The 21,318-nt window shown below is 61.1% G+C and carries 21 protein-coding genes; 12 read left to right on the top strand and 9 right to left on the bottom strand.

What is annotated here, in order from left to right:
• Nucleotides 1–284 precede the first annotated feature (284 nt).
• A complete protein-coding gene (locus tag NNA36_RS18400) occupies nucleotides 285–941 on the bottom strand; it encodes a hypothetical protein (RefSeq protein WP_255109814.1) in 657 nt (218 codons plus the stop codon).
• A gap of 176 nt (nucleotides 942–1,117) precedes the next feature.
• On the opposite strand from NNA36_RS18400, the gene NNA36_RS18395 reads away from it, so the two are divergent.
• Complete coding sequence (locus NNA36_RS18395; protein WP_255109812.1) at nucleotides 1,118–1,603, top strand: flavodoxin family protein; 486 nt, start codon at nucleotides 1,118–1,120, stop codon at nucleotides 1,601–1,603.
• Here the strand turns inward: NNA36_RS18395 and NNA36_RS18390 are convergent.
• From NNA36_RS18390 to NNA36_RS18380, 3 genes are all read right to left on the bottom strand, one after another.
• On the bottom strand, nucleotides 1,600–3,198 hold the full coding sequence (locus NNA36_RS18390) for a sulfotransferase (RefSeq protein ID WP_303623801.1): 1,599 nt from the start codon (nucleotides 3,196–3,198) through the stop codon (nucleotides 1,600–1,602). The genes NNA36_RS18395 and NNA36_RS18390 overlap by 4 nt on opposite strands.
• Before the next feature lie 94 nt (nucleotides 3,199–3,292).
• A complete protein-coding gene (locus NNA36_RS18385) occupies nucleotides 3,293–4,498 on the bottom strand; it encodes a bifunctional 2-polyprenyl-6-hydroxyphenol methylase/3-demethylubiquinol 3-O-methyltransferase UbiG (RefSeq protein ID WP_255109810.1) in 1,206 nt (401 codons plus the stop codon).
• Nucleotides 4,499–4,567: 69 nt separating this feature from the next.
• Complete coding sequence (locus NNA36_RS18380) at nucleotides 4,568–5,317, bottom strand: DUF3445 domain-containing protein (RefSeq protein WP_255109808.1); 750 nt, start codon at nucleotides 5,315–5,317, stop codon at nucleotides 4,568–4,570.
• A 127-nt stretch (nucleotides 5,318–5,444) separates the two neighbouring features.
• On the opposite strand from NNA36_RS18380, the gene dddP reads away from it, so the two are divergent.
• From dddP to NNA36_RS18360, 4 genes are all read left to right on the top strand, one after another.
• Nucleotides 5,445–6,788: a dimethylsulfonioproprionate lyase DddP gene (gene dddP, locus NNA36_RS18375; RefSeq protein ID WP_255109806.1), complete on the top strand. Its 1,344-nt coding sequence runs from the start codon at nucleotides 5,445–5,447 to the stop codon at nucleotides 6,786–6,788.
• A 346-nt stretch (nucleotides 6,789–7,134) separates the two neighbouring features.
• Nucleotides 7,135–8,346, top strand: coding sequence for a bifunctional alpha/beta hydrolase/OsmC family protein (locus tag NNA36_RS18370; protein ID WP_255109804.1), 1,212 nt, complete (start codon nucleotides 7,135–7,137; stop codon nucleotides 8,344–8,346).
• 145 nt (nucleotides 8,347–8,491) lie between these two features.
• Nucleotides 8,492–10,168, top strand: a complete 1,677-nt coding sequence (locus NNA36_RS18365; protein WP_255109802.1) for a calcium-binding protein — start codon at nucleotides 8,492–8,494, stop codon at nucleotides 10,166–10,168.
• A gap of 161 nt (nucleotides 10,169–10,329) precedes the next feature.
• The gene (locus NNA36_RS18360) at nucleotides 10,330–12,102 is read left to right on the top strand and encodes a calcium-binding protein (protein WP_303623800.1); all 1,773 of its coding nucleotides are present in this window, start codon (nucleotides 10,330–10,332) and stop codon (nucleotides 12,100–12,102) included.
• On the opposite strand, the gene NNA36_RS18350 is transcribed toward NNA36_RS18360, so the two are convergent.
• The gene (locus tag NNA36_RS18350) at nucleotides 12,094–12,309 is read right to left on the bottom strand and encodes a hypothetical protein (RefSeq protein WP_255109801.1); all 216 of its coding nucleotides are present in this window, start codon (nucleotides 12,307–12,309) and stop codon (nucleotides 12,094–12,096) included. The two genes, NNA36_RS18360 and NNA36_RS18350, sit on opposite strands and share 9 nt — an antisense overlap.
• 312 nt (nucleotides 12,310–12,621) lie before the next feature.
• Between NNA36_RS18350 and NNA36_RS18345 the strand changes: the two genes are divergently transcribed.
• Entirely contained in the window at nucleotides 12,622–13,179 is a 558-nt protein-coding gene (locus tag NNA36_RS18345; RefSeq protein ID WP_255109800.1) for a TetR/AcrR family transcriptional regulator, read from the top strand.
• Between the two features lie 28 nt (nucleotides 13,180–13,207).
• Here the strand turns inward: NNA36_RS18345 and NNA36_RS18340 are convergent, their stop codons facing one another.
• Nucleotides 13,208–13,537: a hypothetical protein gene (locus NNA36_RS18340; RefSeq protein WP_255109797.1), complete on the bottom strand. Its 330-nt coding sequence runs from the start codon at nucleotides 13,535–13,537 to the stop codon at nucleotides 13,208–13,210.
• Between the two features lie 81 nt (nucleotides 13,538–13,618).
• Here NNA36_RS18340 and purB point away from each other — a divergent pair, with 81 nt between their 5' ends.
• From purB to NNA36_RS18310, 6 genes are all read left to right on the top strand, one after another.
• Nucleotides 13,619–14,923: an adenylosuccinate lyase gene (gene purB, locus NNA36_RS18335; RefSeq protein ID WP_255109795.1), complete on the top strand. Its 1,305-nt coding sequence runs from the start codon at nucleotides 13,619–13,621 to the stop codon at nucleotides 14,921–14,923.
• Between the two features lie 142 nt (nucleotides 14,924–15,065).
• Entirely contained in the window at nucleotides 15,066–15,233 is a 168-nt protein-coding gene (locus tag NNA36_RS18330; protein WP_255109793.1) for a hypothetical protein, read from the top strand.
• A 90-nt stretch (nucleotides 15,234–15,323) separates the two neighbouring features.
• Nucleotides 15,324–15,866 (top strand): hypothetical protein, encoded by a 543-nt coding sequence (locus NNA36_RS18325; protein ID WP_255109791.1) that lies wholly within the window; start codon nucleotides 15,324–15,326, stop codon nucleotides 15,864–15,866.
• Nucleotides 15,867–15,919: 53 nt separating this feature from the next.
• Complete coding sequence (locus NNA36_RS18320; RefSeq protein ID WP_255109789.1) at nucleotides 15,920–16,966, top strand: flagellar motor switch protein FliG; 1,047 nt, start codon at nucleotides 15,920–15,922, stop codon at nucleotides 16,964–16,966.
• Nucleotides 16,967–17,016: 50 nt separating this feature from the next.
• On the top strand, nucleotides 17,017–17,874 hold the full coding sequence (locus NNA36_RS18315) for a DMT family transporter (RefSeq protein WP_255109787.1): 858 nt from the start codon (nucleotides 17,017–17,019) through the stop codon (nucleotides 17,872–17,874).
• Between the two features lie 7 nt (nucleotides 17,875–17,881).
• On the top strand, nucleotides 17,882–18,802 hold the full coding sequence (locus tag NNA36_RS18310; protein WP_255109785.1) for a lysophospholipid acyltransferase family protein: 921 nt from the start codon (nucleotides 17,882–17,884) through the stop codon (nucleotides 18,800–18,802).
• 3 nt (nucleotides 18,803–18,805) lie between these two features.
• On the opposite strand, the gene NNA36_RS18305 is transcribed toward NNA36_RS18310, so the two are convergent.
• The 3 genes from NNA36_RS18305 to NNA36_RS18295 form a co-directional block, all read right to left on the bottom strand.
• Entirely contained in the window at nucleotides 18,806–19,504 is a 699-nt protein-coding gene (locus NNA36_RS18305; protein WP_255109783.1) for a thioredoxin family protein, read from the bottom strand.
• A gap of 123 nt (nucleotides 19,505–19,627) precedes the next feature.
• Entirely contained in the window at nucleotides 19,628–20,410 is a 783-nt protein-coding gene (locus tag NNA36_RS18300) for a DNA-binding domain-containing protein (protein ID WP_255109781.1), read from the bottom strand.
• On the bottom strand, nucleotides 20,407–21,258 hold the full coding sequence (locus tag NNA36_RS18295) for a DUF692 domain-containing protein (protein ID WP_255109779.1): 852 nt from the start codon (nucleotides 21,256–21,258) through the stop codon (nucleotides 20,407–20,409). The genes NNA36_RS18300 and NNA36_RS18295 overlap by 4 nt, the downstream gene beginning before the upstream one ends.
• Nucleotides 21,259–21,318: the final 60 nt, after the last annotated feature.

The raw sequence follows: 21,318 nt of genomic DNA, 5'->3' as shown, positions 1-21,318 counted from the left end.
GCAATTCATCTATGCAGCAGACCTGGCCTTGCAGGAAACGTTTGATTGGTATTCTCTTCCTTCCCCCTCCAACAACACCCTTTCAAATCCCCGTCCACGCAATCTTTCCCTGAAGCCAACCGAGCGCCCCTGGAAACGTCTCTCAGTCTTTCTTCTCTCGTCCTATCCTGAGGCACCCATTTGGGGAACACGCTTGTGGGGATTACTGGGGAACACGCTTGTGGGGATTACCCTGATTGAACAGGTAAAGTTTCCGATTGAAGAAACTGGCCGTTTCGCAGTCCTCAGTTGTTAGAGCCTTCAACTCGGCTCTTGGCCTTATGCGCCTCAACAGCAGCCCAACATCGCCCTGGCAGCGCTGCAATTGCGCTGAACTGGTAATGCACAACGGGTTCTAGGGGGGCTTCCTGCTTGGGTAAAACCTGACGTACGGCGTTGGCAACTACAGGCTGGCTTGAAAGCACCAATCCGTGTTCCAGTTCACTGCAACGTGCGACGACAAATCCGGGTTGAGTAGGATCAGTCAGATCTACGCTACCCGAAGTTATCATTGCCTTCTTGAACCAAGCCTCTGAGACGTCGGCCGCTTCCTCCCATTCAACCCAGTCTTGCCATTGCTTTTGATACTCAACCTCCAACTCTGTGTGCCGCCCCCAAAGCAAGCAAGCCGACACTGTTCGACTAGGTGAAAGAAACACCGCCAGAACTGCACCCATTGGTGTGTCCACGTGAATTTTTGACCCTTTGGTGTTTTCGTCGATCAGCGTCCCGATCTCTCGAAGGCGATGATCGGAGCCCTCAACGACACTAGCCTCGCACGCTGAAAACACCGTTGATAACGGCGTCTGCGCGGCCAGCGGTTGTGCGGCAAGAACAATGAGCGCCATCTTGGCGAAGCCGGCCGTTGTCGTTTTCCTTTGGGAACAAATCGCAGGTTTCATTGGCTTGGAATTTCATAGGTTTCAAATTTTAACAGCCTGAACCTAGCAGGATTTCATCTGAACGAAAGTACCCGAAGCAGTGGGTTCAAAGCAGACTTCGACCGTTTGTACGTCCATACACCGCACATCCATAAACAGCCCCTTCCCCTGCCCGCTCCGGCTGCTATCCTGCGGCCATGCCCGAACTTCTCATCGTTTACCATTCCCGCACCGGCGGCAGCCGCCAGATGGCCGAGGCGGCCTATGGCGCGGCCAAGGCCGAGATCACCACCACCCTGATCCAGGCCGATCAGGCCGGCCCCGAGCACCTTCTTGCGGCCGATGGCTATATCTTCTGCGCGCCAGAGAACCTTGCCGCGATTTCGGGCGTCATGAAGGATTTCTTCGACCGCGCCTACTATCCCGTTCTGGGCAAGATCGAAGGCCGCCCCTACGCCCAGATGGTCTGTGCCGGCTCAGACGGGGAAAACGCCGTCCGCCAGATCGCCCGCATCGCGACCGGCTGGCGGCTCAAACCCGTGCAGGAGCCGATCATCGTCGGCACCAACGCCCAGTCGCCCGAAGCCATTCTGGCCCCGAAAACCCTTTCCGTAGAACAGCTTGCACCCTGTAGCGACCTTGGCGCGGCCATGGCGATGGGCCTCGCGATGGGGGTGTTCTAAACCAGCCCCGCCGTCTCAAGCGCCTGTCGCATCGGCGCCAACTCGGCCTCATAGGCCCGCCAGCCCGCATCACTGCCGGTATAGATCGGCCTGCGCACCTGTTCGGCACTCGCCGTCAACACCTGCCCGCGCGCCTTTTCCGGCGCGAGCCATGCCTCGGACCACGCAAGACCAACCCCTTCGGCCAGAGCCCGCGTCGCCGCCTCCGGTGCCTCCACCAGATCGGCGTAGCTCACGTCGACAATCCGCCCCGGACAGACCGCACGCCAATGCGCCATCCATTCGCGGTGCAGCACCATGAAACGCCCGATATCGGCCACGTCATAGGCAAACCCGTTGCCCGCCCCGACAAAGTCATGCCGGTACAGCGACCAGGCCACCGCCATCGGATCACGCGCCAGATGCACCACGCGGGCTTCCGGCAGGGCCGCGCAGATATAGCCGATCCAGCGAAAGTTCAGCGGCATCTTGTCTACCAGCACCGGGCTGCCATCCGAATAGGCCGCCAGCCCCTCAAGCAGCTCTTCCCGCAACGCCTCAAGATCGGCGCGTTTCAACGCCCGCTTGTCGCGTCCCATCACGCGGCGCAACAACCGCCCGACCGCGTTCTGCACCACCGGCAGCTCGCCACAGGTCTGCACCCCGTCGCCCTGTCCCAGCATCCGCTCGACCAATGATGTGCCGGTACGCGGTATGCCGGTCACAAAGATCGGCCGCAGCCCCGACTTGCCCGCAGCCTCGCCCACAGGCGCCTCGAACAGGATCTTGCTTACCGCATAGGGCCGCGCGTCGCTCTGGAAATCATAGCCCAGCGCCTGTTTCTTCAGCGCATTGCCCTTTTGCAAATGGGCAAAGGCCTCGGCCCGTTCGCCCATATCGTCCAGCGCCTTGAACAGGGCAAAATGCAAGGCCGCGCTTTCCGGCGCATCCGCCCCCTTGGCCGCCAGCGCCGCCCGCATCTGGGTCACATGGTCCTCGCCCCCCACATAGGTGGTCACCTGCGAAAGGTTGGCGTGCAGTAACGGCTCATTCGGCTGCAATTCCAGCGCCTTACGGTAATATCCTGATGCGCCCTCCCTGTCCCCGCGCGCCCGCGCAAGAATGCCGAGGTTGGTGTAGGTCTGCGCATCCGTCGCCGGGTTTCCAAGGGCCGCTTTGAAACAGGCCTGTGCCTCGTCCCCACGCCCCATTTCTCGCAGCGCCCGCCCCTTGCAGTTCAAGGCATCCGCCTGATCCGGCAGCGCCGCCAGAACCCGTTCCGCCGCCATCAGCGCCGCCGGTGCCTTGCGCATCTCCAACTGACAGGCCGCCAGCGCCAGCCAGACCTCCGACATCTCCGACGCCAGCGCCACCGCCGCCTGCAAAAGCCGTTCCGCCTCGGCCCAGTCCGCCTTGCCCTGCGCCTCCTGAGCGGCCCGCAAAACCTGCGGCAGGGCCGATGGTTTCAGCGCCGCCATCCCCTGCTGCGCCCGCTTGTTCTTGGGAAACCGTGCGATCACGCTCTGGAACGCCTCGACAGCGCCCACCAGATCCCCCGCCTTCGCCGCCTGTTTGGCACGGGCAATTGTCTTGTCGGCTGACTCTTTCACCGCCATCGGGAAACCTCTTTGCTGCTCGCGGGCGGGCAAACCCGCCGCCTTGTCACAACCCTAAAGTGTCACAAGGCCCCGTCAACGCGGAAAACCCGCCTCAGACATAGAGCTTGGAATAGTTCAGCTCGTTCCACGGCTCGAGCGCGTCATGCACCCTGCGCCATTGTCCCCGAAACACGAACTCGTCCAGCCCCACACGCTCGCGCAAGACACCCAGCGGTGTGCGCCCGTCGATCAGCGCCAAGAGCGGCGCACACTCACGCGGGATTTTCCACTCATAGCTCTCGGTCTGGAAATCCATCACGATCTTGCCCTTGCGCTCGATCATCTTGGCAAGCTGCGGCCCCGCGCCGCTTTTCAGATGCGGCACCAGCCAGGGATCGGTCGGATCAATCGCCTTGAGGTCCTCGCGCCCCTTGTGCACCGCGTAAACGATATGGGTCTTGATGGTCCCGCGCAGCTTTTCGGCCGCCGCCATCCGGTCGATCTCGCTCAGTCCCTCCGGCACGTCCATGCCTTCGGGCAACAGGTCATCCAGCTGGTAAAGCGCCCTTGGCAGGAACCCCGCCGATTGCAGCCCCGCCCGGTCCAGCGCCCCCGCCAGTTCCGACACCGTATAGGGCCGGTCCTGCGAGTGCAGCAGCAGGTCGTAAAACCCCGCATCGCTTTTCTTGTGGTCCACCAGCACCGGATTGGTCTTGAACGGATGCGCCTTGGGCAGGTTCCTGAGCGTAGCCTTACCAAAGGCCAGCCGCTCTTTCGCACTCATCCCCTGCGACAGGGCATTGAACCCCTCCTGCAACGGGTAAACGCCGCTCCGCCCATAGGGCGCATAGACCATCAGCCCCATGCCCCCCTGTGGGGCCAGCGCCTCGGACAGTGCCTTGAAGCCCTTGTCGGGCTCCGGCAGGTGGTGCAGCACGCCGCAACAGTCGATATAGTCAAACGTCCCGTACTCCCGGGCATCCAGCAGGCTTCCGGTGTGGAAGGTGACATTCTGCAACCGCCGCTCGGCAATCCGCGCCTCGGCAATCTCGCGGGCCGTCACGGACAGATCGACATAGGTGATCTCGTAGGGGCGCTTGGCACTGGTCAACACCTGCGCCAACTGCACCAGCGCATCGCCCGTACCGCCCCCGGCCACCAGAATGCGGATCGGCTCGCGCCAATTGCGTTTGCCGCCAAACAGGTAATGGTCCATCTCCACCGGAAACGACGGCGAGCCCTGGATCAGCCGCTTACGCTCGTCCTTGGGGTTCCGCGCCGGATAAGGGTAGGTATCGTATTGTTCTTCAATGCTCATATGCGCCGCCATTTTTTCCGGACAATCGCAGAAATCCCGTCAAGGTCCAAGACCCCTTACCGACACCCATCAGGCCCCGGCAACATCCTCGCGATTCACGACAAAGGTATGGATCGAAAACACCACTGCCCCGCTCTCGGGCAGGCGCAGGATGCTCTGCTTCTCGCTGCGCAGATACGGCCCATCCCCCGTTCCGGCCCCGATCCGACGCGGCTCAAAGGCCGATCTCGGCTGAAACAGCTCCGGATCATGGTACCAAAGCGCATTGAACCGCCAGAGCGGCCGCTCCGCGCGGACACCATCAAACAGGCGCTGCACCCGCTTTGCGATATTGTCGGTATAATCCGCCACCGGCTCGTGGATACCCACCAAGGGTCGCATGTACTTCTCCGCCAGCATCCAGCTTGCCGGAAAACACAGGACCGCGCCCACCAGCACATGCTCGTCGCCACGCTTGTCCAGCAGGCAAAGGTCCTCCTGCACCAACCGCGCAGCCGTCACCAAGGGCGACGTCCGGTCCAGCGCAACCTGCCGCCCGTCGGGGCAAGTCACCACGTCGCCTTCGCACTCATAGTCATCCCGCGTCAGAACCTGCGCCACGATCTTGTCCAGCAACTCGCACGCCGCCGCAAAGCCGCTCTCGTCCAGCGCATAGACCGCGTCGCGCTGCCCCTCCAGCAAAGCCTCCCGACGCGCCATCTGCCCGCCATAGGCCTCGTCCACGATCAGCCAATCGGCCCAGTCCAGCGGTGAAATCCCCGGCAGCGGCACCTCGGCCAGCGGGTCATAGGGAATGGTCTTCTGTAAAATCTCGCTCATGCCACATGCTTAGGGCACCCCGCCGTGCTCTGCATTCAAAAAAGACCATATGGAGGTCGGTTTCAGGCAGGACCGATCTGATTCCCCTCTGCACACTCATGCCCAGAGACAAGGGAGGCCAGCCACCATGCGCGACTATCACCGCGACATTCGCAAGATCGACCCCAACCGCGGCGACCGCACGGGGGACAACACACCCAATGATCAGGACCGTGTCGAAATCGGCCCGACCCAGCTGGCCTTTTCGGAATGGGCCGCCGCAGGCCTGCAACTGCCCGACCTTCAGGCCATGCGCAAATATCGCTGGGAACGCCTGACGCAGCATATCGTCGACCGTGGCTATGGCGGCCTTCTGATGTTCGACCCGCTCAACATCCGCTACGCCACCGACTCGACCAACATGCAGCTCTGGAACACCCACAACCCGTTCCGCGCGCTTCTTCTGTGCGCCGACGGCTACATGGTGATCTGGGATTACAAACAGTCGCCCTTCCTGAGCGAATTCAACCCCCTGGTCCGCGAACAGCGCGCCGGCGCCGATCTCTTCTACTTCGATCGCGGCGACAAGGTCGACGTGGCCGCCGATGTCTTCTCCAACGAAGTGCGCAAGCTCATGGAAGAACACGCCCCGGGCAACAAGCGCCTCGCGGTCGACAAGATCATGATCCACGGGCTGCGCGCCCTCGAGGCACAGGGCTTTGAGATCATGGAAGGCGAGGAAGTCACCGAAAAATCCCGCTCGATCAAGGGCCCCGACGAAATCCTTGCCATGCGCTGTGCCCATCACGCCTGCGAAACCGCCGTCGCCGAGATGGAACGCGCCGCCCGTGCGGGCGTGCCCGGCGGCAACATGAGCGAAGATGACATCTGGGCCGTCCTGCACGCCGAGAACATCCGCCGTGGTGGCGAATGGATCGAAACCCGCCTGCTCGCCTCCGGCCCGCGTACCAACCCATGGTTTCAGGAATGCGGCCCACGCATCGTGCAGAACAACGAGATGGTCAGCTTCGACACCGACCTTGTCGGCTCCTATGGCATCTGCGTCGACATTTCACGCAGCTGGTGGATCGGCGATCAGCCCCCGCGCCCCGACATGGTCTATGCCATGCAGCACGGCCACGAGCACATCATGCAGAACATGGAGCTGCTCAAACCCGGCGTGAACATGCAGGACATCTCCCGCGCCTGTCACAAGCTCGACGACCAGTTTCAGGCCCAGAAATACGGCTGCATGATGCACGGCGTCGGCCTTTGCGACGAATGGCCCCTCATCGCCTATCCGGACGCTCTGGTCGAAGGCGCCTTCGACTACGAACTCGAACCCGGCATGGTGCTCTGCGTCGAAGCCCTCGTCAGCCCGGAAAACGGCGACTTCTCGATCAAGCTGGAAGACCAGGTGCTGATCACCGAGGACGGCTACGAAAACCTGACCAGCTACCCCTTCGACGCCCGCCTGATGGGCCAGGCCTGACCCCTTACCTCCCCGTTGGGCATCATCCAGCCCAGCCACTCTGCCCCGGTGTTCCGCACCGGGGCTTTTTCTTGCCCGATCCAAACCAGTCGATGCGCGGCCCCGATTTTGGAAATCAAAACAAAGGGCTGCGCCTGCCGAGGGGCAGGCAGGCGCAGCCCGGCGGTGCCGCCGGGCACGTATCGCCCAGTTTCGCAAACCGATTTTGTTCAGGCGTCCCCAAGTGACCTGACCGCACCGCCATGTGTAACACCCGGTCACCATCCCGTGACCCTTCCCTTCAAAACCTTGGTTACAGGCAGCTTTACGCTCAGATTGAAAGCAACACCGACGACAAGGATATCCCATGCCCACCGAACGCATCACATTCTCAGGCCACAACGGCGATACCCTCTCTGCGCGCCTCGACCTGCCCAAGGGTCCGCTGCTGGCCACCGCGCTATTTGCCCATTGCTTCACCTGCTCCAAGGACATTCCCGCCGCCCGTCGCATCGCAGCACGCCTGTCCAGCATGGGCATCGCCGTCCTGCGCTTTGATTTCACCGGTCTGGGCCACTCCGAGGGCGAGTTCGCCAACACGACCTTCTCCTCCAACGTCGACGACCTGCACGCCGCCGCCAACTACCTCGCAAGCCGCAACATGGCCCCCTCGCTCCTGATCGGCCACTCGCTGGGTGGGGCTGCCGTCCTGCGCGCTGCCGGCGATATGCCCTCGGTCAAGGCTATCACCACCATCGGTGCACCCTTCGAGCCCGGCCACGTGACCCACAACTTCGGCGGCGCGCTTTCGGAAATCGCATCCACCGGGCAGGCCGAGGTCTGCCTTGGCGGACGCCCCTTCACCATCCGCAAGGATTTTGTCGAAGACGTCGCCGCCACCAACCTCTCCACCGCCATCGGCAACCTGAAACGCGCCCTCCTCGTGCTGCACGCCCCCAAGGACGATGTGGTCGGCATCGAAAACGCCGCCGAGATCTTCGGCGCGGCCAAGCACCCCAAAAGCTTTGTCACCTTGGATGACGCCGACCATCTGGTCTCCACCCCGGAAGACGCCGAATACGCCGCCGAGGTCATCTCGGCCTGGGCCGGTCGCTACCTCGACCTGCGCCCCCCGGCACCGGCCCCTGCCACCCCCGAAGGCATCGTGCATGTCTCCGAGGCCGACACCGCGGGCTTTCTTCAGGACATCAACGCCGGCCCCTTCCACCATGCGCTTGCCGATGAACCGCTTGCCTATGGCGGCACCAACAAGGGTATGTCGCCCTATGGTTTCCTGTCGGCGGGTCTTGGTGCCTGCACCTCGATGACCATCCGCATGTACGCCCGCCGCAAAGGCTGGCCGCTCGAACATGTCAGCGTCGACATCAGCCACAACAAGGTCCACGCCCAGGACGCCGACGACCGCACCGGCGACAAGATCGACAGCTTCCGCCGCGTGATCCACCTCGCCGGAGATCTCGACGACGCCCAGCGCCAGAAGCTCCTCGAAATCGCCGACAAATGCCCGGTCCACCGCACCCTCGAGCGCAGCAGCCACGTGGAAACCGAACTGGCCTGACACATCGGCAACACCTGCCCATCCAAGGGGCGCGTGGCATTGGATTTCCAGCCCGCCCCTTGCTAGGCTCTTCCCACAAACGCGCACCGAATTTCCGCGCCACCGCAATTATCACCCAATGGCCTGGTTTAAGGGATTTGATGTCATGGCAATTATTCGGGGAACCGACAACGACGACCGCCTGATCGGCGGATCAGGCAACGACATCCTTTATGGCCTCAACGGCAATGATCGCCTGTCGGTCAGCTTCGGAAACAACACTCTTCTCGGCGGCGCTGGTGACGATCAACTTAACGCCATCGGGTCGGGCAAGCTGGTCGGGGGGCTGGGCGATGACAACATCATCGCGGGCGGTGGCAGCTTCCTCACCCTGGGTGGTGCAGGAAATGACACAATCTATGCGTCAAACACCGGAGACACCATCTACGGCGGTGCGGGCGCAGATCACATCAAAGACACGCGCGGCAACTCCACGATCCACGGCGGCGCAGGCAACGATACCTTTGAAATCACCGGCAATCACCTTGGTACAAGCACCTCGGTCTTCACCGGCGGCGCGGGCTTTGACACGCTTATCCTGAGTGGTCGCACACCAAGTTCGAAACTCATCCTCAACCAGGTGACCTCAGTCGAAGCCCTTCTTGGGCAAAGCCTCGCCGGCACCGAGATTGACGATCACTTCGAACTCGGCGGCGTCACCTCGATGGATGCGCAAACCGTCTATGTCCGTGGCATAGGTGAAAACCGCTCGGTCTATCTCAACATCAACACCGGCCTCGGCAACGATACCGTCGGCGGCTCCGCCTTTGCCGAATACATCGACGGCGACAGCGGCGACGATCTCATCCGGGGCCGTGGCGGCGATGATATCATTGTCTCCCGATACGGATCCGACACCCTGTTCGGCGGCACGGGCGACGACGTGATCTACTTTGACCGCAACGGTGGATCCATCGAACTCTACGGCGGCCAGGGCACCGACTGGGCCGCCGGGGAAACCGCCGCGGGCGGCATTATCCTCGACGACACCGCCTCGATCGAATTTCTCAGGTTCACCGGCGGCAACTTCGACGGCTCCCAGGGCGACGACCTCTTTGATCTCAGCGGTGTCACCCGTGTCGTCATCAACACCGATGAAAACCCCAACGGCGCCTTCATGCTCATGAGCGGCAACGACACCTTCATCGGCTCCAAAGGCCGCGACGTTGTCTATGACAGCAGCGGAGACGATTTCCTCAAGGGCAACAAGGGCAACGACTGGCTCGCCGCATCCTCCGGCCACGACACCCTCTTTGGCAATGAAGGCAACGACCTCCTAACCTCCTTCGGACATGGCTCGGCCCGCATCTACGGCGGCACCGGCAAGGACTCCCTCGGAGGAGGCAGTGGCAATGACCGCCTCCTCGGCAACAAGGGCGACGATGATCTCTCTGGCAATGACGGCGATGACTTTCTCTCCGGCGGCGGCGGCATCGACTCGCTGGAAGGCGGCAAGGGCAATGACACCCTCCTTGGTGGCAGCCACGCAGACGTGTTGAACGGCGGCATCGGAAATGATCTCCTGAACGGCGGCGCAGGCCCCGATCTCTTCCTGTTCGAAGGCCCCTTCGGCCACGACACGATCACCGGTTTCAACCCCGACCTCGACGCCGAGATCATCCAGATCAGCAATATCCTGACCTTCCCGCCCGTCACCGATATCGCCAACCACATGACCCAGGTAGGCGACGACGTGGTGATTGCATTCGACTCATTCATCTCCCTGACGATCGAGGATGTCACCCTATCCGAGGTCTCGGACCAGATTTTCCTGATCACCTAGCCTGCAAATCCGGCGCTAGCTGAAGAGACGAGAAACGCAACCCAAGCGTGCATTTCTCACTGGTATATGCACATCAAACTGATTACATCTAATTTCCAGAACATGAGCCGAGGCAACTCAGGAAATCCTTTTGAATTCGACTATTTGAGGACGAAAAAACAATGGCAACCATCCGTGGCAGCAATGCAGACGACAGGCTTTCGGGAACAGGCGGCGGCGATCTCATTCTGGGCCTGAAAGGCGACGACTCGCTGACCTCCTACAACGGGGACACGCTGGTTGGCGGCGCGGGTAATGACAATCTCTCAGCGAACGTGTCGGGAAAACTCGTGGGTGGCACCGGCAATGACTACCTCTATATCAGCAGCGGGACCTATGAACTGCTGGGCGGCGAAGGCAATGACACCCTGAACGTCTACGACGGAACTGGATCTATCTTCGGCGGCGCGGGCCAAGATGAGATTTGGGTCCAAAATGGTGCCAGCGTGATCTCGGGAGGGGACGGCAACGACTCCTTCAAGCTGTGGAGTTCCGGGAATGTGGTCGATGGTGGCGAAGGCAATGACACGATCATCTCCACCTCTGGCGCATCCACACTGTCGGGCGGCGCAGGTGATGACCTTTTCGAACTCAGCGATTTCACAACGGGAACAGCTGCCCCCATGTCGATTTCCGGCGGTGACGGCTTTGATACCATCAAATTCACCGGACCGTGGGGCGCATCTGACCTCGTCATCGACAAAGCCGCCTCAATCGAAGCGCTCTTGGGCAATGATATTCATGTCGGCCTTTCCGGCTCTCATATCGATATCAAGGGCATTTCCCACATGGATGCCGAAACGACCTATGATTGGTACTTCGAGGAAACAAAAGAAGTTCACCTGCAAGTAGGACTTTCCGGCGTTGAAAGCTTCTTCGGAGGATCATCCTTCAAAGAAATCGTCCATTGCAACGGATTCAAAAATCTCGTTCGTACCCGCGGTGGGAATGACACAATTCTAGGCGTCGGCAGCAATGATACGGTTTTCGGTGGCGCGGGAGATGACCTCATCACCGTTCATCGTTTCAGCTCTCAGATGGAGCTGTTTGGTGGCACCGGCGACGACACCGTGGTGGGCAATCAAACCGACGGCAGGCTTGTTTTAAACAAGAAGTCGTCCATCGAGTTCTTCGACATTTCAAGCGGATTTTTTGATACGGAACAAGATGACTACGTAAACCTGAGCGGCGTGACACGTGTGCTCAGAGACGTTCAAAAAAGCTCCAAGTTCGGTTTTGGTCTTGGAGACGACACCTTCATTGGATCGCAAGGGCGAGACGTTGTTGATGACTATTACGGCAACAACCTTCTGAAAGGCGGCGCAGGAAACGATATTATCACCGTCAGTAGCGGCCAGAACCGGGTCTACGGCGAAAAGGGCAACGACAACCTTTCGGCCTCTTTCACGGGTACCGCCCTCCTGAACGGCGGCAAGGGCAACGACACCCTCACCGGTGGTGACGGTGCCGACAGCCTCTACGGCCAGAATGGCAACGATCACATCGCGGGTGGCGGCGGCAACGATATCCTGCTGGGCGCTCAGGGTCAGGACACCCTTGCAGGCGACGCCGGCAACGACACGCTGAAAGCGGGCCTCGGGGCCGACCAATTGAACGGCGGCACGGGCGACGACCTGCTAACTGGCAACGGCGGCGGCGACATCTTTGTTTTCGAAGCCGGATTCGGTCATGACACGATCACCGATTTCGATAGCACCATCAACGGCGAGGTGATCGACTTCACCGCAATCTCCGGCAGCTATGGCATCACCGACATTACAACCCACATGACCCAGTCGGGAACCAATGTCCTCATCTCCCTCGACGCAAGCAATACCCTGACCTTGCTGAACACCACGCTGGCCGAGATCGACGCCAGCGACGTCCTACTCTAGGAACGCCGCAGCCTCTTCCACCACGAGCACCGATCGCGCCTCCGTGTACTGCCGCAACTGCGCGATCGGCACCCAGGCCAGATCGTGCGACTCGTCCGACACCGCGATCTCTCCCGCCTCGGCCACCATCAGGAAACGCACGTCGTAATGCAGGTGTGCCGGGTCGTCTCCCCGCGCCGGGATTTCGTGAATATCGACGTCGAACACCCTGTCACTCAACACCCTGATCCGCGAAAGCCCGCTCTCCTCATAGGCTTCCTCGGGGGCCCACAAAAAGGCCGGACCCCTTCGGGGGGCTGGGGGGGGTTTGGCCCCCAAGAGCTGGGGTTCCGCCCGCCACGAAAGCCTCAAGCCGCGCCCATTCTGCCGCCCCACGCGCATCGCGCGCCACGAAATGGCCAACTCCAGTGATGAAACCCATTGCACTCTCCCTGCGCCCTTTGCCCTGAATACGCGGATTCTTTCAAAACTGACAATCACCGACATTGACATCCTGCGTCCATTTGTGAGGCTAGCCACATGAACGAAAAAGAGATTCAAATCCTGGAATCCGCCGTCGAGGTCTTTATCCGCTACGGGGTCAAGCGCACGACGATGAATGATATTTCCGAAGCCGCCGGCGTCGCCCGCCAGACCGTCTACAACAATTTCAAGAACAAGGACGAGATCATGCGCGCCGTGATCCGCCTGTTCTGTATCCGCAGTATCAACGAGATCGAAACCCGCCTTCCCGCGTGTGAAACGCTGGAAGACAGGCTGCGGCTGGTGTTCGAAGTCACAACCCTGCGCCCCTACGAGAAGATGCACAGCACCCCGAACGCCGAGGACATCATCGAGGGCTTCAACAACTCCAGCCAGGCCGAACTGGCCGAGTCCGCCGAACGGGTACGCGCCAAGCTCGAGGAGATCCTGACCCCGCGTGCCGACACGCTCGCCACACGCGGCCTCACCCCCTATAGCCTCTCGGACATGGTCCAAACCGGCGCAAATGCCTCGCGCAAACAGGTGCGTGACCTTGCCCACCTGCAAGAGATTTGTGACACGCTGACGCGCGTGACAGTGGCCGTCGCCGAATAGCGAACCCGACTGGCGGGTTGCTCCGCTCTCAGCGCGTCAGAACCCCGTCGGTCGCATGACCGCTTTCGCCGATGAAACGCAGCACGTCACCATTGCGCTGCATGTCATAGCACGCCCAGCCATCCGCCGGCGGCCACTGGCTGCAATACTGGTCGCCGCGCACCGCCCAGTATCCCCAACTCGGCCGCCCCGCGTCATAGAGCGTGCGCCCGCTCTCATAAAACACCTGCGTGGCATCTTCATACTGAAGTGTCTGCTCGTTCAATGCCGCCGCAATCTCGGCACCATTCAGATCCGACCAGCTTTCCGCCTGCGCCATCCCGGCCAGACCCATAAAAATCAGGGCAATCCGTCTCATCTGTCCCCTCGCACCTTGCCGCCGCGTCCCCTTCAGTCTAAACCGCGCCCAAATCCCAACCGCAAGACACAAGGCCGTGACATGATCCCACGCTATGCCCGCCCCGAAATGGTTGCCATCTGGTCGCCGGAAACCAAGTTCAAGATCTGGTACGAAATCGAGGCACACGCCTGTGACGCGATGGCCAAGCTGGGCGTGATCCCGCAGGAAAACGCCGACGCGGTCTGGAAAGCCAAGGACGTTGAATTCGACGTGGCCCGCATCGACGAGATCGAAGCCGTCACAAAGCACGACGTCATCGCCTTCCTCACCCACCTCGCCGAACACGTCGGCTCGGAAGAGGCCCGCTTTGTCCACCAGGGCATGACCTCCTCGGACGTGCTCGACACCTGCCTGAACGTTCAGCTGGTGCGCGCCGCCGACATCCTGCTGGAAGGCATGGACAAGGTTCTCGCCGCGCTGAAGAAACGCGCGCTTGAGCACAAGGACACCGTCCGCGTTGGCCGCTCCCACGGCATCCACGCCGAACCCACCACCATGGGCCTGACCTTCGCGCGTTTCTACGCCGAGATGGACCGCAACAAGAACCGCCTTGAAAAAGCCCGCTGGGAAGTTGCCACCGGCGCGATCTCGGGCGCGGTCGGCACCTTCGCCAACATCGACCCCGCGGTTGAAGAGCACGTCTGCGAACAACTGGGCCTGCGCCCCGAGCCGATCAGCACCCAGGTCATCCCGCGTGACCGCCACGCCATGTTCTTCGCCACCCTCGGCGTGATCGCCTCGTCGATCGAAAACATCGCCGTCGAAATCCGCCACATGCAGCGCACCGAAGTTCTGGAAGGCGCGGAATTCTTCTCGATGGGCCAGAAAGGCTCCTCGGCGATGCCGCACAAGAAGAACCCGGTCCTGACCGAGAACCTCACCGGCCTCGCGCGTCTCGTGCGCATGACCGTGATCCCGGCGATGGAAAACGTGGCCCTCTGGCACGAGCGTGACATTTCGCACTCCTCGGTCGAACGCGGCATCGGCCCCGACGCCACCGTCACCCTCGATTTCGCCCTGAACCGTCTGGCTGGCGTCGTCGACAAGATGCTGATCTTCCCCGACAACATGCTCGACAACATGAACAAGTTCCCGGGCCTCGTCATGTCGCAACGCGTTCTGCTGGCCCTCACCCAGGCCGGCGTCAGCCGCGAAGACGCCTATTCGATGGTTCAGCGCAACGCCCTGAAAGTCTGGGAAGAACGCCTCGACTTCCGCGAACTGCTGCTGGCCGACGAAGAAGTTGTTACCGCGCTTGGCGTCGACGGCATCAACGAAAAGTTCGACATGGGCTACCACACCAAACACGTCGACACGATCTTCCGCCGCGTCTTCGGCGAATAAGATCCCTTTCGATCAAGATCACCAAGGCCGGGCCCACTGCCCGGCCTTTTTTTTGTTCTGACGGAAACGTGAAGCACCTGACGTGGTTGGCCTGCACAGACGTTCTACCTCGTCACCCGAACACAAACCGAAAGGACGAGACATGCGCACTGCACTGATCCTCATGACAACCCTCGCCGCCGGAACCGCCTCGGCACAGCTGAACAAAACCCATCCCCTTGTCATTCACGACGAAGGCACCCGCATCCATTGCAATGATGGTCTGTACTGGGACCCCAAGCTCGAGATGTGCATCGCCCCCATCCGTTAAGTAACAGGCCGCTTTCCAAATCGTGACTCGGCGGGGGGCAGCTTTATGCTATCGTCCAGACAGTAGTTTCATCTCGACACGGAGATCCCGATGTTCCTTCGCCAAGTTGCCCTCGTTTCCGCCCTGACCCTGACGCCCCTTGCTGCCTTCTCGGCGGGAGGCAATGATTTCGGCGTACCCAAGCCCTCCGAGACCACCAAGGTCTGCAAAAAGGGTGAAGTCTGGGACAAAAAGAAAAAGCGCTGCGTCAAGGCGCAGAACTCCAGCCTTTCCGACGATATTCTCTACGGTGCCGTTCGCGAATACGCCTACGCTGGCCAGTTCGACACAGCACAGACCATCTTGTCGGTCATGTCGGACCAGTCCGATGACCGTGTGCTGACATACTGGGGCTTTACCCACCGCCGCCTTGGCGATCCGGAACTGGGCATGGCCTTTTATGAAAAGGCCCTCGCACAGAACCCCGACAACCTGCTGGCCCGCTCCTACAAGGGTCAGGCCCATGTCGAAAGCGGCGACCTCTACCTGGCGTGGCTCGAACTGGATGAAATCCGCGCCCGCGGTGGCGAAGGCACATGGCCTGCGGTCTCGCTGGAAAACGCGATCCGCACCGGATCAACCTACAACCACTAAGGCTTTGTTCACCGGTTGCTGACTAAGGTGCCTCCACCACACAGGAGGCCCCTTTGAGCAGCGCCGCTTTTGCACCAGCCCCGATCTCCGGCCCTCTTGGGCTCAGCCGCCGCCACAAGGCGGCCATCATCGTGCGTTTTCTCCTGAACGAGGGCGCCGATGTGCCCCTGACCGACCTGCCCGATGATATTCAGGCCGATCTCACCAAGATCCTCGGCAACATGCGCTATGTGGATCGCGAAACGCTGGAAACCGTGGTGATGGAATTCGCCCACGAACTCGAATCCATCGGCCTGTCTTTCCCGCGCGGCATCTCCGGTGCACTCTCCGCGCTTGAGGGCAAGATCAGCCCGCTCACCGCCGCACGCCTTAGGAAAGAGGCCGGGGTGCGTCAGGCCGGTGATCCCTGGGTCCGCATCCGCGCCCTGTCCGTTGAACAGCTGACCGTCATATGTGACCGCGAAAGCACCGAAGTCGCCGCCGTCATGCTGGCCAAACTTGACGTGGCCCGCGCCGCCGAACTCCTTGGTGCGCTGCCCGGCGAAAAGGCCCGCCGCATCACCTATGCCATGTCCCTAACCAGCGCGGTCACCCCCGAAGCCGTGGACCGCATCGGCCTCTCGCTCGCGGCCCAGTTGGATGACGAACCGCCCCGCGCCTTTGATCAGGCCGCCTTTGCCCGCGTCGGCGCCATCCTCAACTATTCCCCCGCCGCCACCCGCGATGACGTGCTGACCGGTCTTGACGACGAAGACACCGATTTCGCCAATGCCGTGCGCAAGGCCATCTTCACGTTTGACGACATCCCCCTCCGTCTCGAAGCGCGCGACGTGCCCGCCATCACCCGCGAAATAGATCAGGCAACGCTGATCACCGCCTTTGCCTATGCGGCCGAAGGGTCACTGGGCGAGTCTACCGATTTCATGCTCGCCAACATGTCGTCCCGCCTTGCCGATCAACTGCGCGAAGAAGTCACCGAACTGGGCAAGGTTGCCCCCCGCGACGGGGAACGCGCCATGACAGAAATCGTCAGCGCCATCCGCACCCTTGCCGACCGTGGCGAGATCAAGCTGGCCAACCCCGACGAAGAGGATGGTTAACGCGTAAACTACATATTTACACGCCCGCCTCCGGCTCCTACAGCTTGGGCATGAACCAACTTTCCCCCACCGCCCGCGCCATCCTGCTGATGATCGCCGCCATCCTGTGCTTTACCCTCATGGATGCAACGGCCAAGGCGCTTGCGCCCCGCGTCGGCGTGGTTCAGGCGCTGTGGACACGCTATGCCGGTCAGGCCCTCGTGGTCTTTGTCCTCGTCGCCCGCCGGATGCCCGCCGTGCTGCACACCCGCTATCCGCTCCTGCAACTCCTGCGGTCGGTCTTCCTGATGGGGGCGACCTGGTGTTTCTTTATCGGAATCAGCAACATAAGCCTTGCCGAGGCCACCGCGATCATGAACGTGAACCCGGTGCTCATCACCCTTGGCGCAGCCCTCTTCCTGGGCGAACGCCTTGGCCCCCGCCGTGTCATCGGCATCGCCATCTCGCTGATCGGTGCTCTGATCGTGATCCGCCCCGGCTCGGACGTCTTTTCGCCCTTCGCCATCTACCCGCTCACCGCCGCCGTCTTCTACACCGCCTACACGCTCACCACCCGCTTCGTCGGCAAGGACGAGGACATCTGGACCTCGATGCTCTACACCGCCCTCTTCGGCGCGGTGGTCCTGTCGATCCTCGTGGTGCCGCAATGGACAATGCCCGACGCCACATCGCTTGGCCTGATGGCGCTGATCACGCTGTTCGGCACCCTCTCCCAACTCCTGCTGATCCGCGCCCTCTCCGAAGGCGAAGCAAGCCTCCTCGCCCCTTTCGCCTATACCGGCCTGATCTTCGCAACGATCTGGGGCATGCTGATCTTCGGCGAATACCCCGATATCTGGACCCTCATCGGCGCGCTTGTGATTGCCGGCGCAGGCACGTATGTGTGGCATCGCGAAACATTCCGCTGAGACCTAGATGAGCCAGCCCAAAGACGCCCCCGTCGGTACCAAGACACATTACGCCACCAATCTGTTCCTGAAGGGCGCTATCGGCCTTGCGCTGACCTTGCCCTATGCCACGCGCGTGCGAATGATGGGGTGGCTGGTCTCGACTGTCGTGGCCCCGCTGGCGGGCTACCATCGCCGCATTCGCAGCAACCTCAACTTCGTGCTGCCCGACCTGCCCGAAAGCGAGGTCAAACGCCTCTGCAAGGCGGTGCCGGACAATGCCGGCCGCACCCTGATCGAAATCTACTCGGGCCAGGCGTTCGTCGAGCGCGCCATCAAGGCACCAATCGAAGGCCCGGGCCTTGCCAAGCTTGAACAGGCCCGCGCCGAAGGCCGCCCTGTCATCCTCGTGACCGGCCACATGGGCAACTACGATGCCGTAAGGGCCAACCTGATTCACCGCGGCCACAACATGGGCGCGCTCTACCGGCGCATGTCGAACCCATACTTCAACGAACACTACGTGAAATCGATCTCCAAGATCGGAACCCCGATGTTCGAACAGGGCCGCAAGGGCATGCTCGAGATGGTACGCCACATCAAGGGGGGCGGCGTGCTCGGCATCCTGACCGACCTCTACCACTACTATGGCGAGGACATTCAGTTCTTCGGCAAGAAAACCCGCACCTCCCTGATCACGGCCGAACTGGCGCTGAAATACAACGCCGCCCTGATCCCGGTCTACGGGCTACGCGAACCGGACGGGCTGAACTTCCGCATCGTCGCGCAGGATGAGATCCCGCACTCCGACCCCATCACCATGACACAAGCCGTCAATGATGGTCTCGAAAGACTGATCCGAGAAAACCTGGACCAATGGTTCTGGATTCACCAGCGTTGGAAGTACCCGGACGAGAACTTCAAAAACGTCAAGATCAACGAAGAGTAAGACCTAGCGCAGACGCGCCGCCGCCAAAATCGGCCCGTGGCCTTCTGCCTGGACCAGCACCACAACAGGCAGATCACCGCGCGCCGTGGCCTTGGTCTTGAGAGGCGCCTTGCCGTCCCATTCGGTCACCACGTCCCAATCTTCAACGATATTGGCATAACGCAGGACACGACCCGCGTTTTCGCCCCGCTTGATCGAAACCTCCGCCCCTGGGCGATAGCGCACGATCTGCACCACCATCGGACCCAGGTCCTCACCGGTTTCAGCATTGATACGCACCCGGTTGCCATTGCGTTCGATACTCAGGTCGACCGGCGCCTTGCTTTTCATATGCGCGTCGATCAGGTCCATCACCTCGTAAGGATGATTGCCCACCACGTGGTCCCGCCCGCCGATGATCATCTGCGGCGTGTAAACCGTACGATGGCCCGCCGCCCGCGCATAATCGCGCTGGCGCTTGGTGTTGGCCGGGCTGGCGAACTCGTCTTTCCAGCCAAGGTAATCCCAGTAATCAACATGCAGCGCCAAGGCGATCACGTCATCCCGACCGGCCAGCTTATCATGAAAATAAGCATCGGCAGGCGGACAGGACGAGCACCCCTGCGAGGTGTAGAGTTCAACCACCACGGGCCGGTCCGCGGCGGACACGGCTGTCGTCAATGCAATCCAGGCAGAGGCGATAAGAGTAGCGGTACGAAACATGGGGTCAGATGTCCTTCGGGGCGTCGTTAGATATGTTTTATGTGCATTCCGTCGAAATAACCAATCAACGATTTGCGAGTTTCAGGTGATACGTGGCGTTTCGGGTTCGATGAGTATGTTTTGTCATCGCATATCCGTCAGGATTTCATTGTCGATCCACTGTCCAAGGTACCCGGCCATACGCACAGCCGCGGTCTCCGGATCGCCCAGAGTTGCCGCAAATTCGCAAAGCGCGGTAAACCCGTGGCCCTGTCCGGCCAGATCAAGCAATGCCCCCTGCTCGGGGTCCAGTTCCATGTGGCGACAGACCAGATCACGACGCCAGACAAGCGCCCAACGCGGTTCGCTCTCGGCCTTGATCTCCGGCGGCATATCCTCGGCCCGCAAGGCCTTGAAGATGTCATACGCATTGGTCTCAAGCCGCAGCAACGTCACGCTCGGATGCAGGATCAGCTTGGCCGTCTCCAGCCCCTGCTGCGCCACGACCCCCAGCTGTTCACGGCTGAAAACGGGATCATCGGCCGCATCAAAAGCATCGCCAAGGGCGCGTTCAATACGCGCCACCTCGGCCACCGAAGGCGTGTCCCGGCCCAATTCCCCCTCTCCCAGGAAATCGGGGAACCGGTGGCTGAACCACCGCGCATTGGGGGTATTCGACGGGTATTTCGTCACGAACTCCTGTGCCAGATCAAAGAACATCTGATCCCCCAGAAAGGTCCAGGTGGTGTCATAGTCCTCCATCATGATCCCCACCAGACGCTGCACATAGGCGTTCTGGTAGACAAACAGGCGTTTTTCGGGCGACGCGCTCTCCGGCACCTTCAGCCGCGCCAGCGCCTCGCCGGTGCGGCCCACGATGTCGCGCTGCAAGGCGGCCTGAAGCGCGGCAAGGTTCGGCGCGCTCATTGTGCCACCATCTTCGGGTCCAGAACATCGGCAGCAATCGCCCGCGCCCGTCCCAGCTCTTCCAGAAGCTCTGCCAGCGGCGGGATATTGTCATCGCGCTCGATCATGGTGGAGATCGGGCCGAAATGTTCAATCGCCTTGCCATAAAGCTCGAACACCTCGTCACAGACCGGCTGGTCATGGGTGTCGATCAGGCAATCATTGCCCTCGCTGTGGCCCGCCAGATGAAACTGCACCACGCGCTCTTTCGGGATCGACTGGATGAAATGCGCGTCGTTGAACTGGTGGTTCTGGCCCGACACGAAGACATTGTTCACATCCATCAGCAACCAGCAATCCGCACGTTTGGCAAGTTCGGCCACGAACTCCCACTCCGACATCTCGGATTCTTCGAACTCGATATAGGAGGATACGTTTTCAATCGCGATCCGCCGTCCCAGGAAATCCTGCACCTGGCTGATCCGATCAGAGATATGGGTCAGTGCCTCTTCGGTATAGGGCACCGGCAAAAGGTCATGCAGGTTCACACCATGCACCCCGGTCCAGCACAGGTGGTCCGAAATCCACTTCGGCTGCACATCATCGGCCAGCGCCTTCAGGCGCTCGAGGTACTTCCAGTTCAACTCGGAGGTCGAGGCAATCGACATCGACACGCCGTGCATCACCAGAGGATAGCGTTCGCGGATGCGATCCAGCATCTGACGCGGCTTGCCCCCCGGCACCATGTAGTTTTCGGAAATGATTTCAAACCAATCAATCGGAAGCTCCTCGTCGGTTTCAAGGATTTCCGGATAATGCTGAGGCCGCAGCCCCAGTCCAAAGCCAAGATAGTCGGGACGGTCGATCATGATGTTCCTGTAAATGGTCTCCCGGGGCTCGCGCTCGCCCCGGGAGTGTTTCTTGGGGCG

Source organism: Shimia sp. CNT1-13L.2, assembly GCF_024331145.1.
Lineage (GTDB): Bacteria > Pseudomonadota > Alphaproteobacteria > Rhodobacterales > Rhodobacteraceae > Shimia.
Note: the sequence above shows the minus strand (reverse complement) of the source record. Positions and strands in the feature narration are given on the sequence as shown.

Bases quoted from the DNA above. Each gene is read 5' to 3' on its own strand.
- NNA36_RS18400 (WP_255109814.1), bottom strand. From the start codon at position 941: ATGAAACCTGCGATTTGTTCCCAAAGGAAAACGACAACGGCCGGCTTC.
- NNA36_RS18395 (WP_255109812.1), top strand. From the start codon at position 1,118: ATGCCCGAACTTCTCATCGTTTACCATTCCCGCACCGGCGGCAGCCGC.
- NNA36_RS18390 (WP_303623801.1), bottom strand. From the start codon at position 3,198: ATGGCGGTGAAAGAGTCAGCCGACAAGACAATTGCCCGTGCCAAACAG.
- NNA36_RS18385 (WP_255109810.1), bottom strand. From the start codon at position 4,498: ATGAGCATTGAAGAACAATACGATACCTACCCTTATCCGGCGCGGAAC.
- NNA36_RS18380 (WP_255109808.1), bottom strand. From the start codon at position 5,317: ATGAGCGAGATTTTACAGAAGACCATTCCCTATGACCCGCTGGCCGAG.
- dddP (WP_255109806.1), top strand. From the start codon at position 5,445: ATGCGCGACTATCACCGCGACATTCGCAAGATCGACCCCAACCGCGGC.
- NNA36_RS18370 (WP_255109804.1), top strand. From the start codon at position 7,135: ATGCCCACCGAACGCATCACATTCTCAGGCCACAACGGCGATACCCTC.
- NNA36_RS18365 (WP_255109802.1), top strand. From the start codon at position 8,492: ATGGCAATTATTCGGGGAACCGACAACGACGACCGCCTGATCGGCGGA.
- NNA36_RS18360 (WP_303623800.1), top strand. From the start codon at position 10,330: ATGGCAACCATCCGTGGCAGCAATGCAGACGACAGGCTTTCGGGAACA.
- NNA36_RS18345 (WP_255109800.1), top strand. From the start codon at position 12,622: ATGAACGAAAAAGAGATTCAAATCCTGGAATCCGCCGTCGAGGTCTTT.
- NNA36_RS18340 (WP_255109797.1), bottom strand. From the start codon at position 13,537: ATGAGACGGATTGCCCTGATTTTTATGGGTCTGGCCGGGATGGCGCAG.
- purB (WP_255109795.1), top strand. From the start codon at position 13,619: ATGATCCCACGCTATGCCCGCCCCGAAATGGTTGCCATCTGGTCGCCG.
- NNA36_RS18330 (WP_255109793.1), top strand. From the start codon at position 15,066: ATGCGCACTGCACTGATCCTCATGACAACCCTCGCCGCCGGAACCGCC.
- NNA36_RS18325 (WP_255109791.1), top strand. From the start codon at position 15,324: ATGTTCCTTCGCCAAGTTGCCCTCGTTTCCGCCCTGACCCTGACGCCC.
- NNA36_RS18315 (WP_255109787.1), top strand. From the start codon at position 17,017: ATGAACCAACTTTCCCCCACCGCCCGCGCCATCCTGCTGATGATCGCC.
- NNA36_RS18310 (WP_255109785.1), top strand. From the start codon at position 17,882: ATGAGCCAGCCCAAAGACGCCCCCGTCGGTACCAAGACACATTACGCC.
- NNA36_RS18305 (WP_255109783.1), bottom strand. From the start codon at position 19,504: ATGTTTCGTACCGCTACTCTTATCGCCTCTGCCTGGATTGCATTGACG.
- NNA36_RS18300 (WP_255109781.1), bottom strand. From the start codon at position 20,410: ATGAGCGCGCCGAACCTTGCCGCGCTTCAGGCCGCCTTGCAGCGCGAC.
- NNA36_RS18295 (WP_255109779.1), bottom strand. From the start codon at position 21,258: ATGATCGACCGTCCCGACTATCTTGGCTTTGGACTGGGGCTGCGGCCT.